The sequence below is a fragment of the Alteromonas sp. BMJM2 genome, from assembly GCF_027257845.1.
Lineage (GTDB): Bacteria > Pseudomonadota > Gammaproteobacteria > Enterobacterales > Alteromonadaceae > Alteromonas.
Window position 1 is genome coordinate 26,861 of sequence record NZ_JAPVOT010000024.1, and the last position, 19,347, is coordinate 46,207.

The following is a 19,347-nucleotide window of genomic DNA, read 5'->3' on the forward strand; positions in this document are numbered from 1 at the left end:
AGCCCGGTGCTATATGCCAGCTAATTTCAATTAGCCTCTAAAGTTATCCTGGTTCGCTAAAAACCAATCGAACGCTTGTTTAAGCCCTTGTTCCAGGTTGTAAGTATGCTTCCACCCTAAGGCATGCAGACGTGATACATCCATAAGTTTACGGGGTGCACCATCGGGCTTGGTGGTATCCCACGTAATATCGCCTTTAAAGCCCGTTACCTTGGCTACCGTCTCTACTAACTCACGGATCGTACAATCTTCTCCCGTACCCACGTTAATATGGCTTAGCATTGGCTGTGTATTGGCCTGATACGTTTTGTTGTCTAATTCCATTACGTGGACACTGGCCGCGGCCATGTCATCTACATGCAAAAACTCGCGCATAGGGTTACCGCTGCCCCAGGCTACCACTTCGCTGTCGCCGCGCTGTGCAGCTTCATGAAACCGGCGCAGCAATGCTGGAATCACATGGGAATTTTCAGGGTGAAAGTTGTCGTTAGGGCCATATAAATTAGTAGGCATTACCGAGCGGTAATCGCGGCCATACTGGCGGTTATAGCTTTCGCACAGCTTTATCCCTGCAATTTTAGCAATGGCATAGGGTTCGTTGGTTTCTTCAAGGGTGCCCGTTAACAGCGCCTTTTCTGTCATAGGCTGCTCTGCTAATTTAGGATAAATACAGCTAGAACCCAAAAATAGTAGCTTTTGAACATCATTGGCGTGAGCCGCATGAATAATATTCGCTTCAATCATCAGGTTTTCGTAAATAAACTCTGCGGGGTAAGTGTTGTTAGCGTGAATGCCCCCTACTTTTGCTGCGGCTAAATACACCTCATCAATGGTGTTTTCTGCAAAAAAATTAGCAACAGCCGCCTGACTGGTTAAATCTAACTCTTCGCGAGTTTGCGTGAGTATGGTGATTTTTTCACGATTTTTTAATTGCTTGACGATGGCTGCGCCTACCATTCCGCGGTGGCCAGCTACAAATACTGTTTTCATAATTAAGTTCTCAATCAATTCATTTATAACTCTATCGGGCTATTTCCGCCCTTTTCTCGACGCCCAAGCAGGTAATTGACTTTTTAGAGTATTGAAATGCGGATAGGCTTGTACTTCGTAATGTGTAACTTCTGACCTACCCAGTTTTCTTAGGAGGCTAAAAATACTTGCATCATGCCTATGCTCTTTAAACAAAGGATGTTCGTCTAAACTTGAGGGAGAATCATCAGAAAAGTGATAATTATCTTCAACCGCAATATCTTTCCACTTTTTGAGAAGCTCAAAATTTTCCTGTGTGTTCTGCATTAAAAAGAATCCCGCGGCAAGCTGAGTAGTCTTTAAAAGTGAACTCTCGAAGTCTATTCCTAACCTAATTGCAAGATCACGCTTTGTCCAGAGATACTCTGTATGAGTATTGGAAAATGAAAGCATTTTTGAGTCGTGAGCTAGTGTAAGATCGATGTAATCTCTGAACCTGAGAGCCGCCATATGATTGAGCTCAAAACCTGCATCCATATAAACTATAATGTCTTCCGGAGAACTTTTTTGAGCTACTTGTAACACGACCTGAGGCTTCCAAATCCAGTATCCAAAGCCTTTACTATTGGTTGTCATAAAATCTCTGTGACTTTCGAGAAAATCAATTTCAAGATCGTTCAAGTGATAGACTGAGACTGTGTCGAAAAAGTTTGTATCTACAGCTTCTTTAGCGAACTCTTCTCCCCTGTCTTTAAAAGCTCCATCAGCAAAAGAGACTAAGTGTATATCCATTGCCATCCTTATAAAGTTGAAAGCCCTCTAAATGAGGGCTTCATTACTACTCTTTCGCAACAGAAACAGAATAACCGTGCTGCTTAAGCAGCGCATGCTGTTTAGCTTTACCAAGGTCGTAAGCCACCATCTCGGCACACATTTCTTCAACAGTAATTTCTGGTACCCAGCCTAACTTTTCTTTAGCTTTAGTTGGGTCGCCAAGCAGCGTTTCTACCTCTGCTGGGCGGAAGTAACGCGGATCTACTTCAACAATTACATCCCCAACATTTACACCTGGAGCTAATTCGCTATTAACTTCTGTAACGGTAGCTATTTCTTTTACGCCTTCGCCCGTGAATTCAACAGTAATACCGGCTTCTTTAGCCGACATGCGCACAAACTCACGTACAGATATTTGCTTGCCTGTTGCGATTACAAAATCTTCTGGAGTGTCTTGCTGAAGCATCATCCACTGCATACGCACGTAGTCTTTCGCATGGCCCCAATCGCGAAGTGCATCCATATTACCTAAGTACAGCTTACTTTCTAAGCCTTGAGCAATATTAGCAATACCGCGCGTAATTTTACGCGTTACGAAGGTTTCACCACGGCGTGGGGATTCGTGATTAAACAAAATGCCGTTGCACGCATAAATACCGTAAGACTCGCGGTAGTTAACAGCTATCCAATAGGCATACATTTTTGCTACGGCATAAGGTGAGCGTGGGTGAAACGGCGTGGTTTCCTTTTGAGGAATTTCTTGCACTTCACCGTAAAGTTCAGATGTAGACGCTTGGTAGAACTTCGTTTTCTTTTCTAAACCTAAAAAGCGAATAGCTTCTAGTAAGCGAAGTGTACCCATGGCATCCACGTCTGCCGTATATTCTGGCGCTTCAAACGACACAGCTACGTGCGATTGTGCTCCAAGGTTATACACCTCGTCTGGCTGCACTTCTTGCATTATGCGAATAAGGTTTGAAGAATCCGTTAAATCGCCATAGTGTAGGATAAAGTTGGCATTTTCTACGTGCGGATCTTCATAAATATGGTCTACACGTTGTGTGTTAAACAAAGAAGCACGACGTTTAATACCGTGTACTTCATATCCTTTTTCTAACAAAAACTCGGCTAAATAGGAGCCGTCCTGGCCGGTTACGCCGGTAATAAGTGCTTTTTTCATTATTAACTCTTACTCAAATATGATTGTGTATATTTTAAAAATCGGTCTTGTATATGATCAGGTTAGGCTATCAAAAAATTTCTTATATTTCTCAAAAGATGCAGACTTTGTTTTTGCTATGTAGTAATTAGATACTTCGTTGCTAACTGACTTACCTGTTGCATTGACTTTTAGCTCATCTAAATTAGAAAATTGTAATTCATCTGGTGTTGGTAAACAGGGAATGTCAGTTTTAAATCTCATTACGTTCATACCCATTACTATAGCTTCAAAAAGCAACGTCGAAGTATGCCCAATGATTAACCTACTGGAACCCAAATCTGACCCTTCAACCAATCCGGGAAACTTACAAAGATATTTACTTCGATCATTCTGTGGATGAAACCTAACTTTCACGTCAAAACCTTTCAGACGGCCGTAGTTTAGCGCTATGTCAATCATTTCAAAGTTTTGTTCATCAAAAATAGGTTGATCCAAAACAACTAAAACATAATTGCTTTCAAGTTCACTTGTTTCATATGATTTAGCTATCGAAAGTTCAGGCTTTCCGCACAAAACCACCTGAGTTTCAGGGTGATAGTCTTTAATAAGCTTGCCTGTGCACTCTCCCCAAGCTAGAAAATATTGAGCACATTGCTGTTCATAGTTTACTATATTAACTGTATCGTAGTCTTTATATTCAACGTACAAACCATGTTGTAAAGTGACAGTTTTAACGTCCCTGTTTCTAAAATACTGAACCAAGAGGTTGTCTACTGGTTGCATATCTGCAAAAACTACAAGGACTTTAAAGTTTATCGCCCTCAGATTGTCTAAAACAATCAAATAAGAACATAGATTCAGATATAAACAAAGTTTCCTTATCGCGTTGTTCTCATTAATTAGGTGCATGAGATGCCGATTTTCATTCACGAAACTAACTAAATCTAGATTAATACTGTTAGTCTCTTTATGGTAATCTTCAACTACAATAACTTCGCCTGATATTTGCTGTATCACTTGGTTAAAAAAATACCGATAGTCATCTCTGACCAATCCTCTAAAACACAAATATTCACAACTTTTATTATTTTGTATACCGTTAAAAGTAAAATCAGATCTCACTAAATTACGATACGCCATATCTAATCTTTCACGCAGACCTTTTTCACTTTTCACTCTTTTGAGATAATACGCATCAGCACTTAGGCACTGTTGTAAATTTATACCTTTGAAATCCTCGGCAGTAAATATTGAATACATTACAGGTCTCTTGTTAAGTCGCCAAAATTATTTATAAAACTTTTGATATAAACGCTATTTTGCGATTTAAAGCCTTTGGGAGCATTGTCTAGTTGAATTTTTATAACTTCTAAATAAGGTCTTATGCCGGATTCACTCCTTCCTCCTGCTTCAAAATTACTGATAGTTAAGTCAATTTTTTTGAATTTTATATTCGATAAGTACATTTTTACGACTTGATGGTAATCAGCTGCGTATTTATAAGCCAATTCAAACTTAAACTTTCTGAGTACCGACGACTTTACAAATACAGACTGATGACAGTAAGGCATTCGCTCGAAAACTGTAGACATTTCTTTTGCTTTTTGGTGCGATATTGTTCCATCAGCTGCTAAGTAATTGCGATCACCATATATTACATCATTTGAAATATCTGATTCTTCGAACGCTTTCCCAACTACATCAGGAGTTGTAAAGCAATCTCCGGCGTTCATGAAAATTACATAATCTCCCGAGCTCCTATCAATTGCTTTGTTCATAGCGTCATAGATCCCATCGTCATTTTCACTCACTAGCACATCTATTTTACAGCTGTTTGCTTGTAAAAAATCTATCGTACCGTCTGAAGAGTTACCGTCTATTACGATGTATTCAATATTCACATAATCAAGAGTTGAAACGCTTTCGAATGTTCTTTTCATTCCATTTAAGTCATTATAAACGACTGTTACTATTGAAATCTTCGGAGTAAAGGTTTTTTCCTTTGCAAATTTTATCGACTCGTCACGCTGGGGAGTAGTAGACAACGCTAACCTTGAGAGGGGCCTAAGCACCCTTCCAAGAAAGCGATGAAAGGTGTCATTGGATTTATTAAGTTTTATTCTTAGGTTCCCTTTAGAATCATTAAAAAATGTTCCCCCAAAAGAACCTTGCCCATCAATGTAATCAGTAATAACTCTGTTTAGTTCGGCTTCCAAGTGGTTACCAATAAAACCCTTAAAAAAGTCACTCTCCGTCCATAACGACTTATCTTTCTGAAAATCAATGGAAATTTTCATAGCTTCGGTCATACCACGGACATGCAGAACTCGGCTTCTACCTCCACATTGAAATTTACATATGGGAATGCTTACATACCTAAGTGACGCACCTGAATGAATTGCTTGTACGATATATTCATAATCAGCTGCTAGGCTATAATGCGTGTTGTATGGGCGTTTTTTTAATCTTGACGTTCGATTAAATAGTGCTTGGTGAAATACTACCTCTGTTTTTAGATAGTCGTCTAACTTGCCAGCATTTTGGAGTGCCTCTGAGCCATTTGTCTCAACTCTGATTCTATCTCCGTAGAGAAAGTCTACCTCACTGGAAGCATGACTCATTACTTTCGCTAATATATCATTAGCGTAGAATACGTCTGCCGCATTCATAAAAATAATCCATTCACCAGTAGCCAACTCTATGCCTTTATTCATAGCATAGTAAATTCCATTATCCGGCTCGCTTAACCATTTTACATTTTCGGGTAATGTTTTCAGAAACTCTACCGTTGAATCAGTGGAGCCGCCGTCGACTATTATGTATTCTAAATTTTTATAGGTTAGATTCTTTACACTATCGTATGTTTTTTTTAGATCCGAAAGTGCATTAAAGCAAACTGTCACCACCGTAACCTTAGGAAGCATCATTTAATCAGCCCCCTTATTTTCTTCTATTTTTTTTGTCACAGCAACAACATCCGCAGGGACGTCTACTGCCAAAGAACCGTCAGAAACTCTCACCATATCAATATGATAGCCAGCCTCTAAGAATCTCAAAATTTCAATATCTTCTATATTCTCCAAAGGCGTTTTCTCTTTATGAGAAGAGAAAAAATTGAGTTGCTCTCTTGAGAATGCATAAATACACACTTGTTTGTATCCAAAACTAAATTGACCGCCTTTAGTTAATGGAATAGGCGCTCGGCTCATATACAAAAGTTGTTCCGTCAACGAGCAAACAACTTTAGGAACATTTAGAGACTTATGCTCGTTCTCACTCTCTATTGAGCAATATGCGTTCGTCACATTTCCTGTTCTTAAATGTTTTTCAATGACTTTAAGGATATTGGTCGGCTCTATTAAAGGTTCATCACCTTGCACATTCACTATGAAATCACAATCGAGTTGCTTGTTGGCTTCAGCTAACCTATCAGTCCCAGTCAAACAACTATCACTCGTTAAGAGGACTTGCCCCCCAAAAGCTCTGACTTCCGACTCGATTCTTAAATCATCCGTTGCCACGTATACTTTTTCTACCCCTACAGCTGAACAACATCGTTCCCATACGTGTTGCACCATTGTTTGACCGCAAATATCAACAAGCGGCTTACCGGGAAATCGTGTCGATTTGTATCTCGCTGGAATAACAACTGCAAAATTGTGTGACGTTTTCATTATTTATCTACAACCTCTTGAAAAGACGATAGTATTTTATAATCAAACTGTTTACAAAGCTTTCTCATGATCGAATCTACATTCGAGTAAGGGCTGTAATAGATAAAATCGATATGATTAGTCCTAGCAGCCTCTAAATCAGAATGTGAATCGCCTATCAGAATACAGCCTTCGTTGCCAGATTTTGAAATAATATCTGCAACTAAATCCACCTTTTTTGTTGGTGAGCCGAAAACGCCGTCAAAATAATGATTTAATCCTCTTTCCTTTATAACCTGCCTGAGCTCTTCTTGCTCAGACCCGCTAGCAATAAATTTTACAGCTTTGTTTTTAGCTAAAAACTCTAATAGAAACGGAGCAATCTTTGCTACCGTATAAAGATGGCGGCATTCTACAGAATATGCATTCAATATTTTTTCTCGAAAGTAATCCTTTTGCTCATCTTTTATAGCTAGGTATTTTTCAAGAAATACATCCACATGAAAATATCTAGATTTACCGAAATTTTTTGAGAAAAAATTTAAACATGATTCTATCTGGCTGCTAGAAAAGTTGAGCGAACGCAAAACAGTACCCATTGCATCTACTTTTAGATTATTAGAATCAAATATCACGCCGTCACAATCAAAAATAATTGTGACGCTACTATTTAATGGGTGCATAGACCGAACCTTCTGGAACTGAGTAAGAGGTTGGAGTAAGCGATAATATTTGCGGCACGCCCTCAAACTTCTGAACTCTTGCTAATAGATCGATCATTTCCAACTGGCGCGGGTCGGTTGAGGCATAACCATCAAATCCTGCAAGTAAGATTGTATTAGGCTTCATGACTGTCGCTATGGCAAGGGTGTACCCGGCTGTAATATCAAATGGAATAGTGCATTTATTATCGAACACTTCGTATGTCTGTGCCAACTCAATCAATCCGTAGTCAAAAAGCATTACATCTTCACCAAAAACAGCTAACTCATCATCAGTGAAGCGATGCTTAGGTAGAATTACGGGCTTTCCAATTTCAGAGTAATTACTGTGCTCAGACAAAAATTTAGGGTTATGTGTAATGCAATAATAATCAATATAGTCTTTATTAAGAGGTAGCATATTTATAGCTAAAACTATTGGATTATTTGATTCAATAAAGGCTTCAATCTCGTGTGAATATCTTTGAAAGCTAGGCCCGTTAGCGAGAATTAATATGTCTCTATTGACCGCTTTCCCAACTAAAGCATTACTGCCTGAAACTTCTTTTTTTGAAGAATCAAATGTCAAGGCAGCTTTCAGTACCTCACCTTTGTAACTTGATGTATTCTCTAGCTTACTTAAATATTCTATCGCGCCTACGACTTCATCAGTTCCATAATGCGTGTCACTTAATAGATTTTGTATATAAGTCGGGTGTATGTCATGCTGAGCACCCAAGAAATAGAGCAGGTTTGTGCCCCAGCCATAGCTACGCTGCATGGGCTCGAAATGACGTATTGCCAAATCATAAACGGGTGTTGGCCTATACTTTGTCGAAGATTTTGATACGGAAGCTAACAAGCATTCAGTCTGCGCGTTCCCGGCTCCTCTTCCCATTCCAGTTACTGTTACATCCAGCCATTCAACACCTTCCGAGTTTGCAATGAGAGCGTTATCTAATGCCTTACCCATATTATTGTGAGTATGAATACCAAGTGCGCCCGACCAACCCTGCTTAAGCGCTGCAGTAATTCTTTTTACTTCTTCCGCTCCCATATTCCCAAGTGAGTCAGCAAAGTATAGAACGTCCAAGCATTCCCAATCAGTTGCTAAAGCAGCTTTCTCTGATATTACGCTCGAAGGTTTTCCGCCGGCCTGCATTAAATTGTATCCAACAGTATAACCTTTTGCTTTTAACGCCTTAATAACTGGGCCTGATTGTTCCACCTCATGGAAATGCGCAGCAACTCTCACTAAACCAATTTTACTTTCGGTTGCATTTACGAATAACGAATCAATCGCCTCTTGAACTGTGACTTTTGCATTTAGTATAGTTTTCGCGTCAACCATAACACCATATGTTGGGCCATCAGGCAGATCTAGCCTGTTTAGAAATGATTCGGTTGTATATGCAAAAGCACCAACAAACCCAGACATTGGAAAATTACGTAAACCCAACTCGACGTAATCCACCCCTGCTCTACTCATGGCATTAAGATAACTGTTGACCACCTCAACATCGAAATCCCATTTGTTATAATAACCACCATCACGTAAGGTGCAGTCTAATATTTTGGTCATTTTTGTTCTTCTCTCGTAATCATTAATTTGCAAATTTTTTCATAATTTTCTGATCGCTGACTTTCAGCGACAAGGGCCTCAGGAATGTCTCTAATTCGTTCCCCAATTACATCAGAAGTTCGGCCACTATCTCCAGTCACATCAAAAACTCCAAATGTTTCCACAAAGCTTTCATCGTATGGAAGAGCTAATGCGTCACATATTTTCTTCATAATTAACTCTGGTGATTCTACGAACTCCTCATATTTGAATATAGAACTTGGTGCATGTTGCTTAAGCAACAAAAGTAACCTCCGACAATATTCGTCAAAACTTTGGGGTTCGAAAGTCATCCAACCATTTCTCTTTAAGCTAGTGAATGAATCTAATGGATCTCTGATAGTTAACACAGATTTTATCTCATATTCACTTTCGAGGAGGGAAACAATTTCACTTTTCAAGGGTACAGGCGATTCCGTATTAAAGTCGGAATGCGTATGATCGCGCAGTACTAGTGTTCCCCCACATTGTTCGACGTGTTCATAGGCAAGTTTTATTGAATTAGTGAAAACTTTCGCAGCTAATTTTTTTTGATTAGGTACACCAGCAAATTTCGAAAGCATCGCTATGTCAGAAGGAGCAAAATGCGGTCGGGAAGCAGATAGTTGAGAGTAGGGGTGCACCTCACTGAGTAAGTATACATTTGGCATAGCTGATAAACACTTCGAAAACAGTGTACCGCCGCTGCATGCCAAGTGATGAATAATGCGAATAATAGGCTTATCAGCAGCATATTTTTCACATAAACCCTCACAACGCGCAAGTAAAGATTTTGTATCTTCTAATTCGTCAAGAAATGGAGGTAAACTGGTGGATTTCTGTTCGCCAACACTACTACTCTCTATCAAACTAACCGCGCCATCTAGTTGCTTTTTGAAAAGTTCGAAACTTGAAGACATCGCTAGTTCTCTTTTCCACTAGCATCACTCGCTAGCAATTCAGGATGCTCTTGTTGAAGTTTAAAATAATATTTTGAGGCAATAGCCAGCTTCGCCCTCAATTCTTTTATTAAATCAATAAGTTCCCTCTCAGAAGACAGTTTTTCAGAATATTTTTCGCGCAGATTGTCTAAGTCTACCTGCGCTTTGGCATGCATTTTTTGAGCTAAACTAAAACTGCTATTTTTTTTCGTTAATTCAGCTTTGAGTTGCCCTTGCTGGGTGTTAAGTGATTCTGCCAGGCTTTTACTCTCTTGATGTAATTTATGCTTTGCATCACGCTCTGTGATGCATTCAGCAAGGTCAATCGTAGCCTTTTCATTTAAAGACTTTAGCTCTCTTATTTCGTCATTTAACTCTTTAATGTTTAATCTGAGTTTCTGATTCTCGATTAAATCATTATCAGCTTGGGTTCGCGTATTTTGTTGTATCGAATCGAGTTCATCGCGTAGCTTAGCGATTTCATTATCAGCCTCCTTTTTTGCTGGTTGTAACTGATCTGCATTAACTTTTTCAGCGTCTTTCAGCAATTCTAATTGCTTTTGAAGTTTACAAATTTTTTCATTGCGAATAAAAAAATCAAATGAACTACTTTCTTCGTTGGCAAGAATTGCTTCGTCAAAAAAATAAAGCTGGTCAGTATTTGATAGTTCGCTTTTTTTCACCTCTTCAGCACTTTTTATCAACACTAAGAAATCGAAATACTGAAGGTAACAACATTTACTATTTGGCAAAAAATTGTTTTTTGCATTGGGTGTGTCAATGACAAGTATATTGGCCATATTGCCGTCCATATGCAAAGCATCGACGAAAGAATCTAATGGCTCTCCTGACACGGTGACTCTATTTTGGAGTTTAACATTTGAGTGAGTCAACTCGATATTACTGTCAGCGCACAACGAATTATATCTTGGGTTACTGTACAAAGAAGCGGTGGCAGTTTTTTGGCCAGGCGGTAAAATCCAAACATTTTCGCTGATTACATTCACGCATTTTTTAGATTTTCTGTAAAGTGCAGAGTACAATTCTGCGGATGCTTCAACCGCTACTAATTTTCTAGGCTCAAGAGAGTTTATAGCAGCCAACTCACTGCCGCTACCAGCACCAATGTACAAAATGGTGCCCAGCGGCTTTTCATTACGTTTTAATAAGCTCTCTAGATACTTTTTCATCGTCAAAGTTCCCAGTTATTCTTTAAGCCACTTTATCAAATTCGTAAACAAATTTTGGTAATAAATCGAATCACGAGTACTGTTTTCAACACTTCTCGGCTCGATAAATAGTGAGTTGCTAATTGTGTAGCTACTTCCTAACCTATCAAGCTCTCTTACAATCCAGCAACTTTCGCTAACGACCACATGTAAATTAAAGTATGCTGCTAACCAAGTAAGACCAGAGCTTTTATTCTTATAAGTAAGTGGGCTATACGTACACACAAAACCTGTAAACTCTTGAAAAGCATTAACAAGATCAGGTGCTTCCCAAAAAAAATTGTGTAAATTGAGCTGCTCGTATTTTTCATTCAACAATAACAGCTGGCTAATAGAAGCAGCTAATTCAGGATAGTCCCAAGCAAGCGTATATTGAATAGTTAGGTCAACATTACCCTCATACCGTTTGATGTAGGATTCAACCAATTCGGGCAGTCGAGTAAACCCTTTATTTTCTTTTGCATCTCCCATATATAACAGAAAATGGGGAGTCTTTTGAGATTTACTACGCTTAACTGTTGCTTCATCCCAATTCAACAGATAGCAGGGATGGTAACCTTTAGTTGGAATATTCAAACTGGAGTAATACTCTTTGGTTTCCCAATCCGTCGCATAAAGTTTAACATTGCGAAATTTACTCAGGGTACTAAATCCCATTCTGTAATAGAAAGAATTCGAGTCGCATCTGTCCGCGGGCGTAAACATGCAACAAACTTTATGAACAATAGGCAGCTCACTCTGCATAAAAGAAAGTGCCAGAGATAATGAAGAAGCATGTTCCCAGTTTAAACATGGGTAGAAAAAAACCATTTTTTCTTGTGAGTTTTTCTCAGTAACTAGTTTAAATACTTGTAGGTACTCCGCAGCTAAATGGCGAATATATTGCTGCAGGCCCGATAATTTAAGCTGAAAGCCGTTATCATAGTGTTGATAAAAATTAGTTTTGAAATGTTTAACTATTTCTATTTTTGCAGACCTCGCTTTAGAAGCAAGAGCGCTATCTAGATGTTCGTGTGAAAAAACCGACAGCTTAACGTCCTCTTTTTCCGATTCACACAATGTCTCAAGCAATGCAGCATGATGTCCGCCAGCTTCCATCAGGCCTGGGTCGATAACCACTATTTGTTTCATTAACCGCTACTTTTCGCTTTTGCGATTTAGTATGTTTTTCCACAGCAGCTTTACTAGTTCGTCTATATTTTCTGCTTGTTCTACATTTACAGGTATATCTTGATATACAGATATCGCCCACAAAAACTGTTCTTCCTGGTTATCATGCTGAAGTGCCTCCAACATTTCTGCAGGAATTTTAACTCGCGGCCCGTAATCGTCCTCGCCAAAAAATTTGCTGCCGTTATAAATAACGCTGTTCGTGCCGTCTCTTAGTTCTAGATAAACCTCAGCATCGAAAGTTTCCGGGTTAACATTTTCTGCTCTCAGTTTAATCTTGGTGTTGTTACCTACTTGCGTAAATACCAAGTGCTGGTAACTGCCCACACTAACTACTTCGTCGCACACTAATGTGTTTTGAGCTTCAGTCACTACTTCCTGCTCTGTCTGTTCAGTGCCTTGAAATGTCTGGTGCCCTTCTATAGCGCCTTCTTCCGCTATTAATGCAGTAATTGCGGATGCCCATGCCGATTTGCTTCGTGACATGTCACTATCATCAACTTCTAACTTATCTAATATACTTGTAACATTATTAACTAAGTGTGAAATTAGCTGTTTGTCGTGATTCGCAAAATCGTTAAGTCGCGTAAGGTTATTTATGGCTACATTGAGTTTAGGCCCATATTCATCGGCAGTTTCTGGTGGCCATGTCATTAGCGGAGCACTGCCATCATCAAGTTCTCTAAACTCAATATTGATTGCATCACTAAACTCACCGTTTTGCGCCATGCCTACGTTATTAGCTGAAAGCTTAAACTCCAGAGTATTGCGCCACACATTACCTACTAATACTCCGTTAAATACTAACCACAAATGTTCGTAACCATCTGTAGCGAATTCTTCGCGTAACTGCACGCTATCGAAGCTTAACCAGTTTGGTAATGTATCAATATGGTTCGATAGCGCTATGGCAGCTTTTCGCCATTCTCGCCACTGCTCTGAAGTAACCTCTGTACTTGTTGATATATTTGAATTTTGTAACTGCTCGGCGATAACGTTTATACAGCCCATTATAAGCAAACGCTCGGAGGCATTTAGTCGCTCTACCGTTTTTTGTTGCTGCGCTTGCAAATTTTCGGGTGCGGTTAAAAAGTAACGAAGATATGCGCCATATTCGTCTGAAGAGTCTTCAAACTCTCTGAACAGTGCTTCATTGTCTTGAGCTCTAAACTCTACGCCTATATGTCCTGCCACGTTTACAAGCTTTACCTTAACGCTTTCTACTTGACTTCCATTTGGAAAGTTAAGGCTATGCAATGTTAAGTGAATATCTTGGTAATCGCCCTCCACGTATTTCCCTATTATTGAAAGCTCGCTAGCGGCTACCTTATCGAAAACTTTGGTTTGAGGTTTGTTACTGCTCATAGTGTTATGTGGTAATCCTTTTTTTAGCGAACGTTCACTTTCTTGAAGGGCAAGGTAATAATGCTCTACTTCTTCTTGAAGCTGGGAAATTTGTAATGACGCTAGCTCTAACTCTAGTTCGGCGTTTTGTAACTTTTCACTACTCATTATGGTTACTCCGGCATGCTCCGTTTGTGCAAGTTGTAGTTCGCTGTGCGCTTTTGCTAGTGATTCCTTTTTGAGTTCAGCTTTTTCTAGGCCTTGCTGTAACTGCGTAACCTGTTCCGTTAAAAGCGCATTCTGTTTTTGCAACGCCTTGAACTGCTTATTTGCCTTTAGCTGCTTGCTAATCTCTGCGGTTGCCTCTTTTTCTTTAACTTTAACAGCTTCGAACTCAGAATAGCTGCGCTCCAATTCTTCTTGTAATTGCGCTATTTGCAACGTTGCAAGTTGCGCCTCTTCGTCGGCGCAGGTCAGCTTCTTCTGCAACTGTAATATTTGTTTATTAGATGCGCTAAGCGCTTGCTCAGCGGACTCAAGCTTACTGACTTTTTGCGCAGTAACTTCTAGCTCTTCCTGTAGCTGCGTAATTTTCAGCATCAGCAGTTTTTGTTCTGCTTCTGTTGAAGTTAGCTTTATTTGTAACTGCGATGCATTTTCATTCGACGCTTTTAACGCTTGCTCAATAGGTGCTAGCTTATTGGCTTTTTGAACGGCAGCTTCTAGTTCTTCTTGCAATTGAATAACTTGAAGTTGAGACAATTCTGCATCTTGTTTTTGTTCTGCTAATTGCTGGGTAAGCTGGTTACACTGTTTTTCTTTTTCACTTAATTTCGCTTTGGCTTCGTCAGCCTCTTTTGCCTTAGCACCTATTTCGTTTGCACTGACGTTTAGGTTTTGCTGCAACGTAGCAAGTTCTTTTTCGTTAGCCGTTGACTGCTCACTGGCTTTAGCAAGCGCTTGCTTCTGCTTTTCTATCTCACAGCTAAGTGCGTTGTTTTGTTCGTCAGCTTTTGCTACTTGCTCTGCCTTTTCTGCAAGCTGCTGAGTAAGCTGGCTACACTGAGTTCCTTTCTCATCCAATTTTGCTTTACTTTCGTCAGCCTCTTTTGCCTTAATAACTATTTCGTTTGCTCTGACGTTTAGGCTTTGCTGCAACGTAGCAAGTTCTTTTTCTTTAAGCGTTAACTGCTCACTGGCTTTGGCAAGGGCTTGCTTCTGCTTTTCTATCTCGCTGCTAAGTGCGCTGTTTTGTTCGTCAGCTTTTGCTATTTGCTCTGTTTTTTCTGCAAGCTGCTGAGTAAGCTTGTTACTCTGAGTTTCTTTCTCATCCAATTTTGCTTTACTTTCGTCAGCCTCTTTTGCCTTAGCAACTAGTTGGTTTGTTTTGGTATCTAGGCTTTGCTTTAGTGAACTGCATTCTTTTTCTTTTGCAGTTAGCTGCTCACTGGCTTTATTGAGAGCTTGCTTTTGCTCTTCTAGCTCACTGCTTAGTGCACGGTTTTCTTCTTCTGCTTTTGTTTTTTGTTCTGAAAGCTGCTGAGTAAGCTGGCTACACTGAGTTTCTTTTTCGCTTAGCTTCGCTGTGCTTTCTCTAGCCTGTTGGTTGAGTGTTGATATCTGCTGATTCTTTTGCTGTATTGCCTTTGAAACCTGGCAAAGCACGCTAACCTTATTTTTAAACGTATCTGAATCTGGGCTAAGGTGAACTGAAAATTCACCAAACAATTGACCAACTGAAAGGGCATCATCATAAAGCTCGTAAAGTTCATCTTTATCGACCAGTGCAGCGGCGGCACTTAATGCCATCGCTTTATAAACCAGGCTGGGTGGCGTTACAGCTTTTGTTTCTTGGCTATCTTTTCCAAACACTGTTTTCATAAATGCTGCAGAGTTAGCTAAAATATCATCTATAGAGCAAATATTTAGGGCGCCATCTTGTTCTAAAGCATTTAAAGCGCTTTGAACATGTTTGCTATATTGTTGAATATGCAGCTGAGTTGCTGCATCAGCATTTTCATTAGTCTGGTTAGCCACTAAACACTGAGTTAAATAGGTTTCGGGCGAACTATAAATAAGATGAGTAGCAACGCTTGTGAAGGCTGAAACATTTTTTTCGGCGTTGTTATTGGCTTGAACTAAAAGGCATTCTGCATGTTGCTCTTGTTCAGAAAGATTGTTTGTTAACGCTTCTAAGCTTTTTAGGCTAGCAGTATCAGTTACTGCAATTGATGCGGTGGTAACACCATTACTTTCCACCAACGTTTTTAGTGGCTCTAGCGAAAGCTCACCAACAGAAATAAGCACTGCGCGTGGCATGTTGTCTCCTGAGACTACCTTGAACTTATGCGTCCATTACAATTTTATTAGTGTAACGAGTTTAGTCGCCAATTTAAACTGTAATAGATCAACGAAGTGCGCGTAGTAATGCGTATTTCAGCACTTGTCTCTTCAAGCGCTTCGACAATGTTATGTGCAGTTATACTTTTCATGTACACCAATGTATTATTGCGTCGTTTTATTAACTCAACGGTACTTGTAAAGTATTTTTTGACATCTATTGAGTGTTCCGCAGCGTTTTATTATCTATGTATCAATTATCATTTTCCCAAAAACTAGAACGGAAACTATCTTCTAAAGAGGTAAGTGCCCAAGCACCCAATAAAAACGTAGATTGGGTTGTGCATCACGTACCGAAAACAGCAGGAAGTTCATTAAGGCAAAGTTTTGTTAATGCCCTTGGACAACGCCCGGTTTTTGGTGTTTATCGAAATACTGGAGCAGCAGAACTCGGGCTAGGCAACCCCATTTGGGTTCCGCGAAGCGCAAAAGTGGTATTTGGTCATTTTCCAACACACGCGGCGCAAACAAGCATGTTCCCAAATGCGAAAAAAGTAACATGGGTGAGAGATCCCCTTGAACGAGCTTGGTCTTTATTGGGCCATTACCTAGCAACTAAAGATGAAACAGCGCAGTATGCGTTTGTAAAGCAGCACTATTTAGACAAGGGAATTAGTAAAAAAGAAGATATTTTTGAACGCCTCATTAAAGATAATGGCTTGGCAAAAAATATCTTTGTTTATGCTCACTACTTCAAACATGTTGAGCTTAAAAATTTTGACTTTGTGGGTAGCACAACAAGTAATAGTGATGATTTAAAGCGCCTGCAAAAGTTACTTGGAAAACCTTTGATAGAAGAAAAAGAAAACGTGCGAAATAGTGCTTCATCGTTTCCTAGTACTTTGCGCTATTTGGAAAGCTATTTTACTTGCGAATATGACATTGTTGCTGACTTCTTATAACAGTTTACAACAATCAAGACGAATTAGAGATTTGAAATGGGACTAACAGTAAAAATAACCAAACAACATATAGATACGCTGAAAGCGCATCGCTTGTTTACTGCATGGGTACCAAACTTCGAAACCTATTTAGCTCGCGAAAATACAACGGGCTGGTTAAGCGAAGGCTCGCAACTGACGTTTTATAACCCCATTGAAATAGAACCATACGCCGCTATATACGGTTCACCCTATGTGGGCGGCAAAGGCACTATGCCTACATCAGGCTTATGCACTATTGGCTTTAATTCGTACTCTCATTCGCCGCTGCCTGAAAAAATGAAAGTAGGTAGATATTGTAGTATTGGTGAGGGTTTGAAGGTATTAGACAGTCAGCACCCCGTAAATCAGTTAAGTTCTAGCCACTTTACGTGGAAGCCACAGTCTGTTTTTGTTGATGCCTATTTTAAAGATAACGAACTCGATTCTTTAGAAAAACCCACCTTCGATGTAAATGGTATTAAACCCTTCCCTGTTTTAAAAAATGATGTATGGGTAGGTCAAAATGTGACCTTATCTACTGGCATTACAATAGGAAATGGCGCTATTGTTGCGGCTAATTCGGTAGTCACAAAGTCTGTACCCGATTATGCCATTGTAGGTGGTAATCCAGCGAAAATTATTAAGTACCGTTTTTCTGATTATCAGCGTGAAGAATTACTGAAAACTGAATGGTGGAAGTACGACTTGAAAGGGTTTGCCCATCTTGATACCAAGTCAGTTTTTCATTTTTTAAGGCAGTGGAAAGAAGCTGCTGGTACGTTGAGTGAATACACGCCTGAAAAACTGGTATTGCCAGACGTATTCAAATAGCAGCGTTTTAATGCATATCAGTTTTTGATTTGTCTTGTAATGGCTCTTCTGATGGTATCGGCAACTTGCTTATCGACTCAGATACAATGTAATCAGCTTCAGGAGCAGGTGCCTGAGATACCTGTACTTGCATAGCATCTAAACCTGAGTCGTCTTGCAAGGTTTCATTTTCAGGGGACATAAGATTTGACGCATGGTCACTAGTCTCACCAATTACGTTGCCACTTGCATGATCACTTGGCTGAAGCAGACTTTTCGATGTGTTAGTAAGTGAGCTTTTATTTTGAAGTAATGCAGAGGATGAATCTGTACCTTCATATGCGGCGTTTGCAGGGCTATCTACAGCGTTATTCCCTACCTCCTTTTTAGATGCTGCCAACTTTTGCAACTCAATCGCATAATCGCTTAACTGCACTTGTTTATCCTCATTAACACTGAACACTCGATACGTACAAAATCCGACAATCAGTGCCATTGAAAATATCAAAATTAACTTCATTGCTCTCCCTTACTCAATGAGTGGGGAAGATACGCCTTATCTCCCCCTTTTGTTATTAGTGAATTACTTGCCAGTTTGTACCTACTGTTGCGCCATAACCTTGCTCAGTTATCTTCACGCCATCCATCATATACATGTAGGTTTGGCCAGACTGCTGCTGTCGCCAGAACAAATCAGCTTTTCCGTCACCATTAAGGTCGGCAATGTCAGCGATGCTCCAATTTGTATTACTGACTGTGTTGATAAGCGAACTGGTTTTTATCTCACCATTTTCCATTAAGTAAGCCCAGTTTCTACCGTCTGTTTGGTTTCTCCAAATAATGTCGGCTGTGCCGTCACCATTGATATCTCCTGCGCCAACAATATCCCAGTTTGTATTCACATTGTTGAGCGTGTATCGGCTAGCAATATTGGCTCCTTCCATAAGCCAAATATAATTTGTGCCTTTTGTTTGATGACGCCAAATTACGTCATCAAACCCATCGCCATTCACATCACCACTGCCAACAATTTGCCAATTGAGGTCGGCTACTTTTAGGCTGGCTTTCGATACACTTGGTTTTATGCCATCCATCAAGTATATCCACGTGTCTCCTCGTCCTTCATGGCGCCAAACAATATCGTCTTTACCATCACCATTGAGATCCATGACTTCTTTGATTTTCCACTGAGAGTCGTAAACATAATTTAGTTCACCACGTTGCTTAATGGTAAATCCATCCATTAGGTAAATATAATTACGACCCGTTTCTTTGTTACGCCATAATATATCCGACTTTCCGTCACCATTAAAATCACCGCGACCTGCCATTTCCCATGCCTGATCTGCTATAACATTAATTCCAGCACTCTTAGTGGCAGACATGCCGTTCATTGTCCACATCCAATTACGGCCATCATTTGTGTTGCGCCAAAGAACGTCGGCTTTGCCGTCGCCGTTAGTGTCGTGGCGTACATGCTTGGCTAGTACAGGGCTGGATGCCCAGTTTGAGTAGTTTACTTTTCCTACTGAAGAATCAGTATAGCCATCATAAATAAAGCTTAACGCCTTAGGGTTATCCCCCTCATTCATTTCAGCCGTGTCGTCTTCACCCCACCAGTTGTTTTTCGCATTTATCGCATTACTCGTGTGGTTCGCTAACGCATAACCA

At 39.9% G+C, this 19,347-nt stretch carries 16 protein-coding genes; 2 read left to right on the forward strand and 14 right to left on the reverse strand.

Features of this window, described 5'->3' with window-relative positions:
* Nucleotides 1-30: 30 nt before the first annotated feature.
* The 12 genes from fcl to O9X84_RS17555 are packed head-to-tail and all read right to left on the reverse strand — an operon-like array spanning nucleotide 31 to nucleotide 15,862.
* Nucleotides 31-990 carry a GDP-L-fucose synthase gene (gene fcl / locus O9X84_RS17500; RefSeq protein WP_269520966.1) on the reverse strand — a complete coding sequence of 320 codons (960 nt, stop codon included), beginning with the start codon at nucleotides 988-990 and terminating at the stop codon, nucleotides 31-33.
* Between the two features lie 39 nt (nucleotides 991-1,029).
* Nucleotides 1,030-1,761 carry a hypothetical protein gene (locus O9X84_RS17505; RefSeq protein ID WP_269520967.1) on the reverse strand — a complete coding sequence of 244 codons (732 nt, stop codon included), beginning with the start codon at nucleotides 1,759-1,761 and terminating at the stop codon, nucleotides 1,030-1,032.
* A gap of 46 nt (nucleotides 1,762-1,807) precedes the next feature.
* On the reverse strand, nucleotides 1,808-2,923 hold the full coding sequence (gmd, locus tag O9X84_RS17510; RefSeq protein WP_269520968.1) for a GDP-mannose 4,6-dehydratase: 1,116 nt from the start codon (nucleotides 2,921-2,923) through the stop codon (nucleotides 1,808-1,810).
* 57 nt (nucleotides 2,924-2,980) lie between these two features.
* The gene (locus tag O9X84_RS17515) at nucleotides 2,981-4,165 is read right to left on the reverse strand and encodes a hypothetical protein (protein ID WP_269520969.1); all 1,185 of its coding nucleotides are present in this window, start codon (nucleotides 4,163-4,165) and stop codon (nucleotides 2,981-2,983) included.
* Nucleotides 4,165-5,832 carry a glycosyltransferase family 2 protein gene (locus O9X84_RS17520; protein ID WP_269520970.1) on the reverse strand — a complete coding sequence of 556 codons (1,668 nt, stop codon included), beginning with the start codon at nucleotides 5,830-5,832 and terminating at the stop codon, nucleotides 4,165-4,167. Before O9X84_RS17520 ends, O9X84_RS17515 begins: the two co-directional genes overlap by 1 nt.
* On the reverse strand, nucleotides 5,833-6,579 hold the full coding sequence (locus O9X84_RS17525; RefSeq protein ID WP_269520971.1) for a 3-deoxy-manno-octulosonate cytidylyltransferase: 747 nt from the start codon (nucleotides 6,577-6,579) through the stop codon (nucleotides 5,833-5,835).
* Entirely contained in the window at nucleotides 6,579-7,241 is a 663-nt protein-coding gene (locus O9X84_RS17530) for an HAD family hydrolase (RefSeq protein ID WP_269520972.1), read from the reverse strand. Before O9X84_RS17530 ends, O9X84_RS17525 begins: the two co-directional genes overlap by 1 nt.
* On the reverse strand, nucleotides 7,225-8,841 hold the full coding sequence (locus O9X84_RS17535) for a pyruvate carboxyltransferase (protein WP_269520973.1): 1,617 nt from the start codon (nucleotides 8,839-8,841) through the stop codon (nucleotides 7,225-7,227). The genes O9X84_RS17530 and O9X84_RS17535 overlap by 17 nt, the downstream gene beginning before the upstream one ends.
* The gene (locus O9X84_RS17540; protein ID WP_269520974.1) at nucleotides 8,838-9,779 is read right to left on the reverse strand and encodes a sulfotransferase; all 942 of its coding nucleotides are present in this window, start codon (nucleotides 9,777-9,779) and stop codon (nucleotides 8,838-8,840) included. The genes O9X84_RS17535 and O9X84_RS17540 overlap by 4 nt, the downstream gene beginning before the upstream one ends.
* Before the next feature lie 2 nt (nucleotides 9,780-9,781).
* Complete coding sequence (locus tag O9X84_RS17545) at nucleotides 9,782-10,990, reverse strand: hypothetical protein (RefSeq protein WP_269520975.1); 1,209 nt, start codon at nucleotides 10,988-10,990, stop codon at nucleotides 9,782-9,784.
* Nucleotides 10,991-11,005: 15 nt separating this feature from the next.
* A complete protein-coding gene (locus O9X84_RS17550; RefSeq protein WP_269520976.1) occupies nucleotides 11,006-12,148 on the reverse strand; it encodes a hypothetical protein in 1,143 nt (380 codons plus the stop codon).
* A gap of 18 nt (nucleotides 12,149-12,166) precedes the next feature.
* Nucleotides 12,167-15,862 (reverse strand): hypothetical protein, encoded by a 3,696-nt coding sequence (locus O9X84_RS17555; RefSeq protein ID WP_269520977.1) that lies wholly within the window; start codon nucleotides 15,860-15,862, stop codon nucleotides 12,167-12,169.
* Between the two features lie 269 nt (nucleotides 15,863-16,131).
* Between O9X84_RS17555 and O9X84_RS17560 the strand changes: the two genes are divergently transcribed.
* Nucleotides 16,132-16,845: a hypothetical protein gene (locus O9X84_RS17560; protein WP_269520978.1), complete on the forward strand. Its 714-nt coding sequence runs from the start codon at nucleotides 16,132-16,134 to the stop codon at nucleotides 16,843-16,845.
* 36 nt (nucleotides 16,846-16,881) lie between these two features.
* The gene (locus O9X84_RS17565; protein ID WP_269520979.1) at nucleotides 16,882-17,697 is read left to right on the forward strand and encodes a CatB-related O-acetyltransferase; all 816 of its coding nucleotides are present in this window, start codon (nucleotides 16,882-16,884) and stop codon (nucleotides 17,695-17,697) included.
* A gap of 7 nt (nucleotides 17,698-17,704) precedes the next feature.
* On the opposite strand, the gene O9X84_RS17570 is transcribed toward O9X84_RS17565, so the two are convergent.
* Nucleotides 17,705-18,196, reverse strand: coding sequence for a hypothetical protein (locus tag O9X84_RS17570; RefSeq protein WP_269520980.1), 492 nt, complete (start codon nucleotides 18,194-18,196; stop codon nucleotides 17,705-17,707).
* A gap of 55 nt (nucleotides 18,197-18,251) precedes the next feature.
* The coding region (locus tag O9X84_RS17575) for an FG-GAP repeat domain-containing protein (RefSeq protein WP_269520981.1) at nucleotides 18,252-19,347 on the reverse strand (1,096 nt) is incomplete at its 5' end.

What these genes read in the sequence shown, in the direction of transcription:
- fcl (WP_269520966.1), bottom strand. Translation starts at nt 990, where the DNA reads ATGAAAACAGTATTTGTAGCTGGCCACCGCGGAATGGTAGGCGCAGCC.
- O9X84_RS17505 (WP_269520967.1), bottom strand. Translation starts at nt 1,761, where the DNA reads ATGGATATACACTTAGTCTCTTTTGCTGATGGAGCTTTTAAAGACAGG.
- gmd (WP_269520968.1), bottom strand. Translation starts at nt 2,923, where the DNA reads ATGAAAAAAGCACTTATTACCGGCGTAACCGGCCAGGACGGCTCCTAT.
- O9X84_RS17515 (WP_269520969.1), bottom strand. Translation starts at nt 4,165, where the DNA reads ATGTATTCAATATTTACTGCCGAGGATTTCAAAGGTATAAATTTACAA.
- O9X84_RS17520 (WP_269520970.1), bottom strand. Translation starts at nt 5,832, where the DNA reads ATGATGCTTCCTAAGGTTACGGTGGTGACAGTTTGCTTTAATGCACTT.
- O9X84_RS17525 (WP_269520971.1), bottom strand. Translation starts at nt 6,579, where the DNA reads ATGAAAACGTCACACAATTTTGCAGTTGTTATTCCAGCGAGATACAAA.
- O9X84_RS17530 (WP_269520972.1), bottom strand. Translation starts at nt 7,241, where the DNA reads ATGCACCCATTAAATAGTAGCGTCACAATTATTTTTGATTGTGACGGC.
- O9X84_RS17535 (WP_269520973.1), bottom strand. Translation starts at nt 8,841, where the DNA reads ATGACCAAAATATTAGACTGCACCTTACGTGATGGTGGTTATTATAAC.
- O9X84_RS17540 (WP_269520974.1), bottom strand. Translation starts at nt 9,779, where the DNA reads ATGTCTTCAAGTTTCGAACTTTTCAAAAAGCAACTAGATGGCGCGGTT.
- O9X84_RS17545 (WP_269520975.1), bottom strand. Translation starts at nt 10,990, where the DNA reads ATGAAAAAGTATCTAGAGAGCTTATTAAAACGTAATGAAAAGCCGCTG.
- O9X84_RS17555 (WP_269520977.1), bottom strand. Translation starts at nt 15,862, where the DNA reads ATGCCACGCGCAGTGCTTATTTCTGTTGGTGAGCTTTCGCTAGAGCCA.
- O9X84_RS17560 (WP_269520978.1), top strand. Translation starts at nt 16,132, where the DNA reads ATGTATCAATTATCATTTTCCCAAAAACTAGAACGGAAACTATCTTCT.
- O9X84_RS17565 (WP_269520979.1), top strand. Translation starts at nt 16,882, where the DNA reads ATGGGACTAACAGTAAAAATAACCAAACAACATATAGATACGCTGAAA.
- O9X84_RS17570 (WP_269520980.1), bottom strand. Translation starts at nt 18,196, where the DNA reads ATGAAGTTAATTTTGATATTTTCAATGGCACTGATTGTCGGATTTTGT.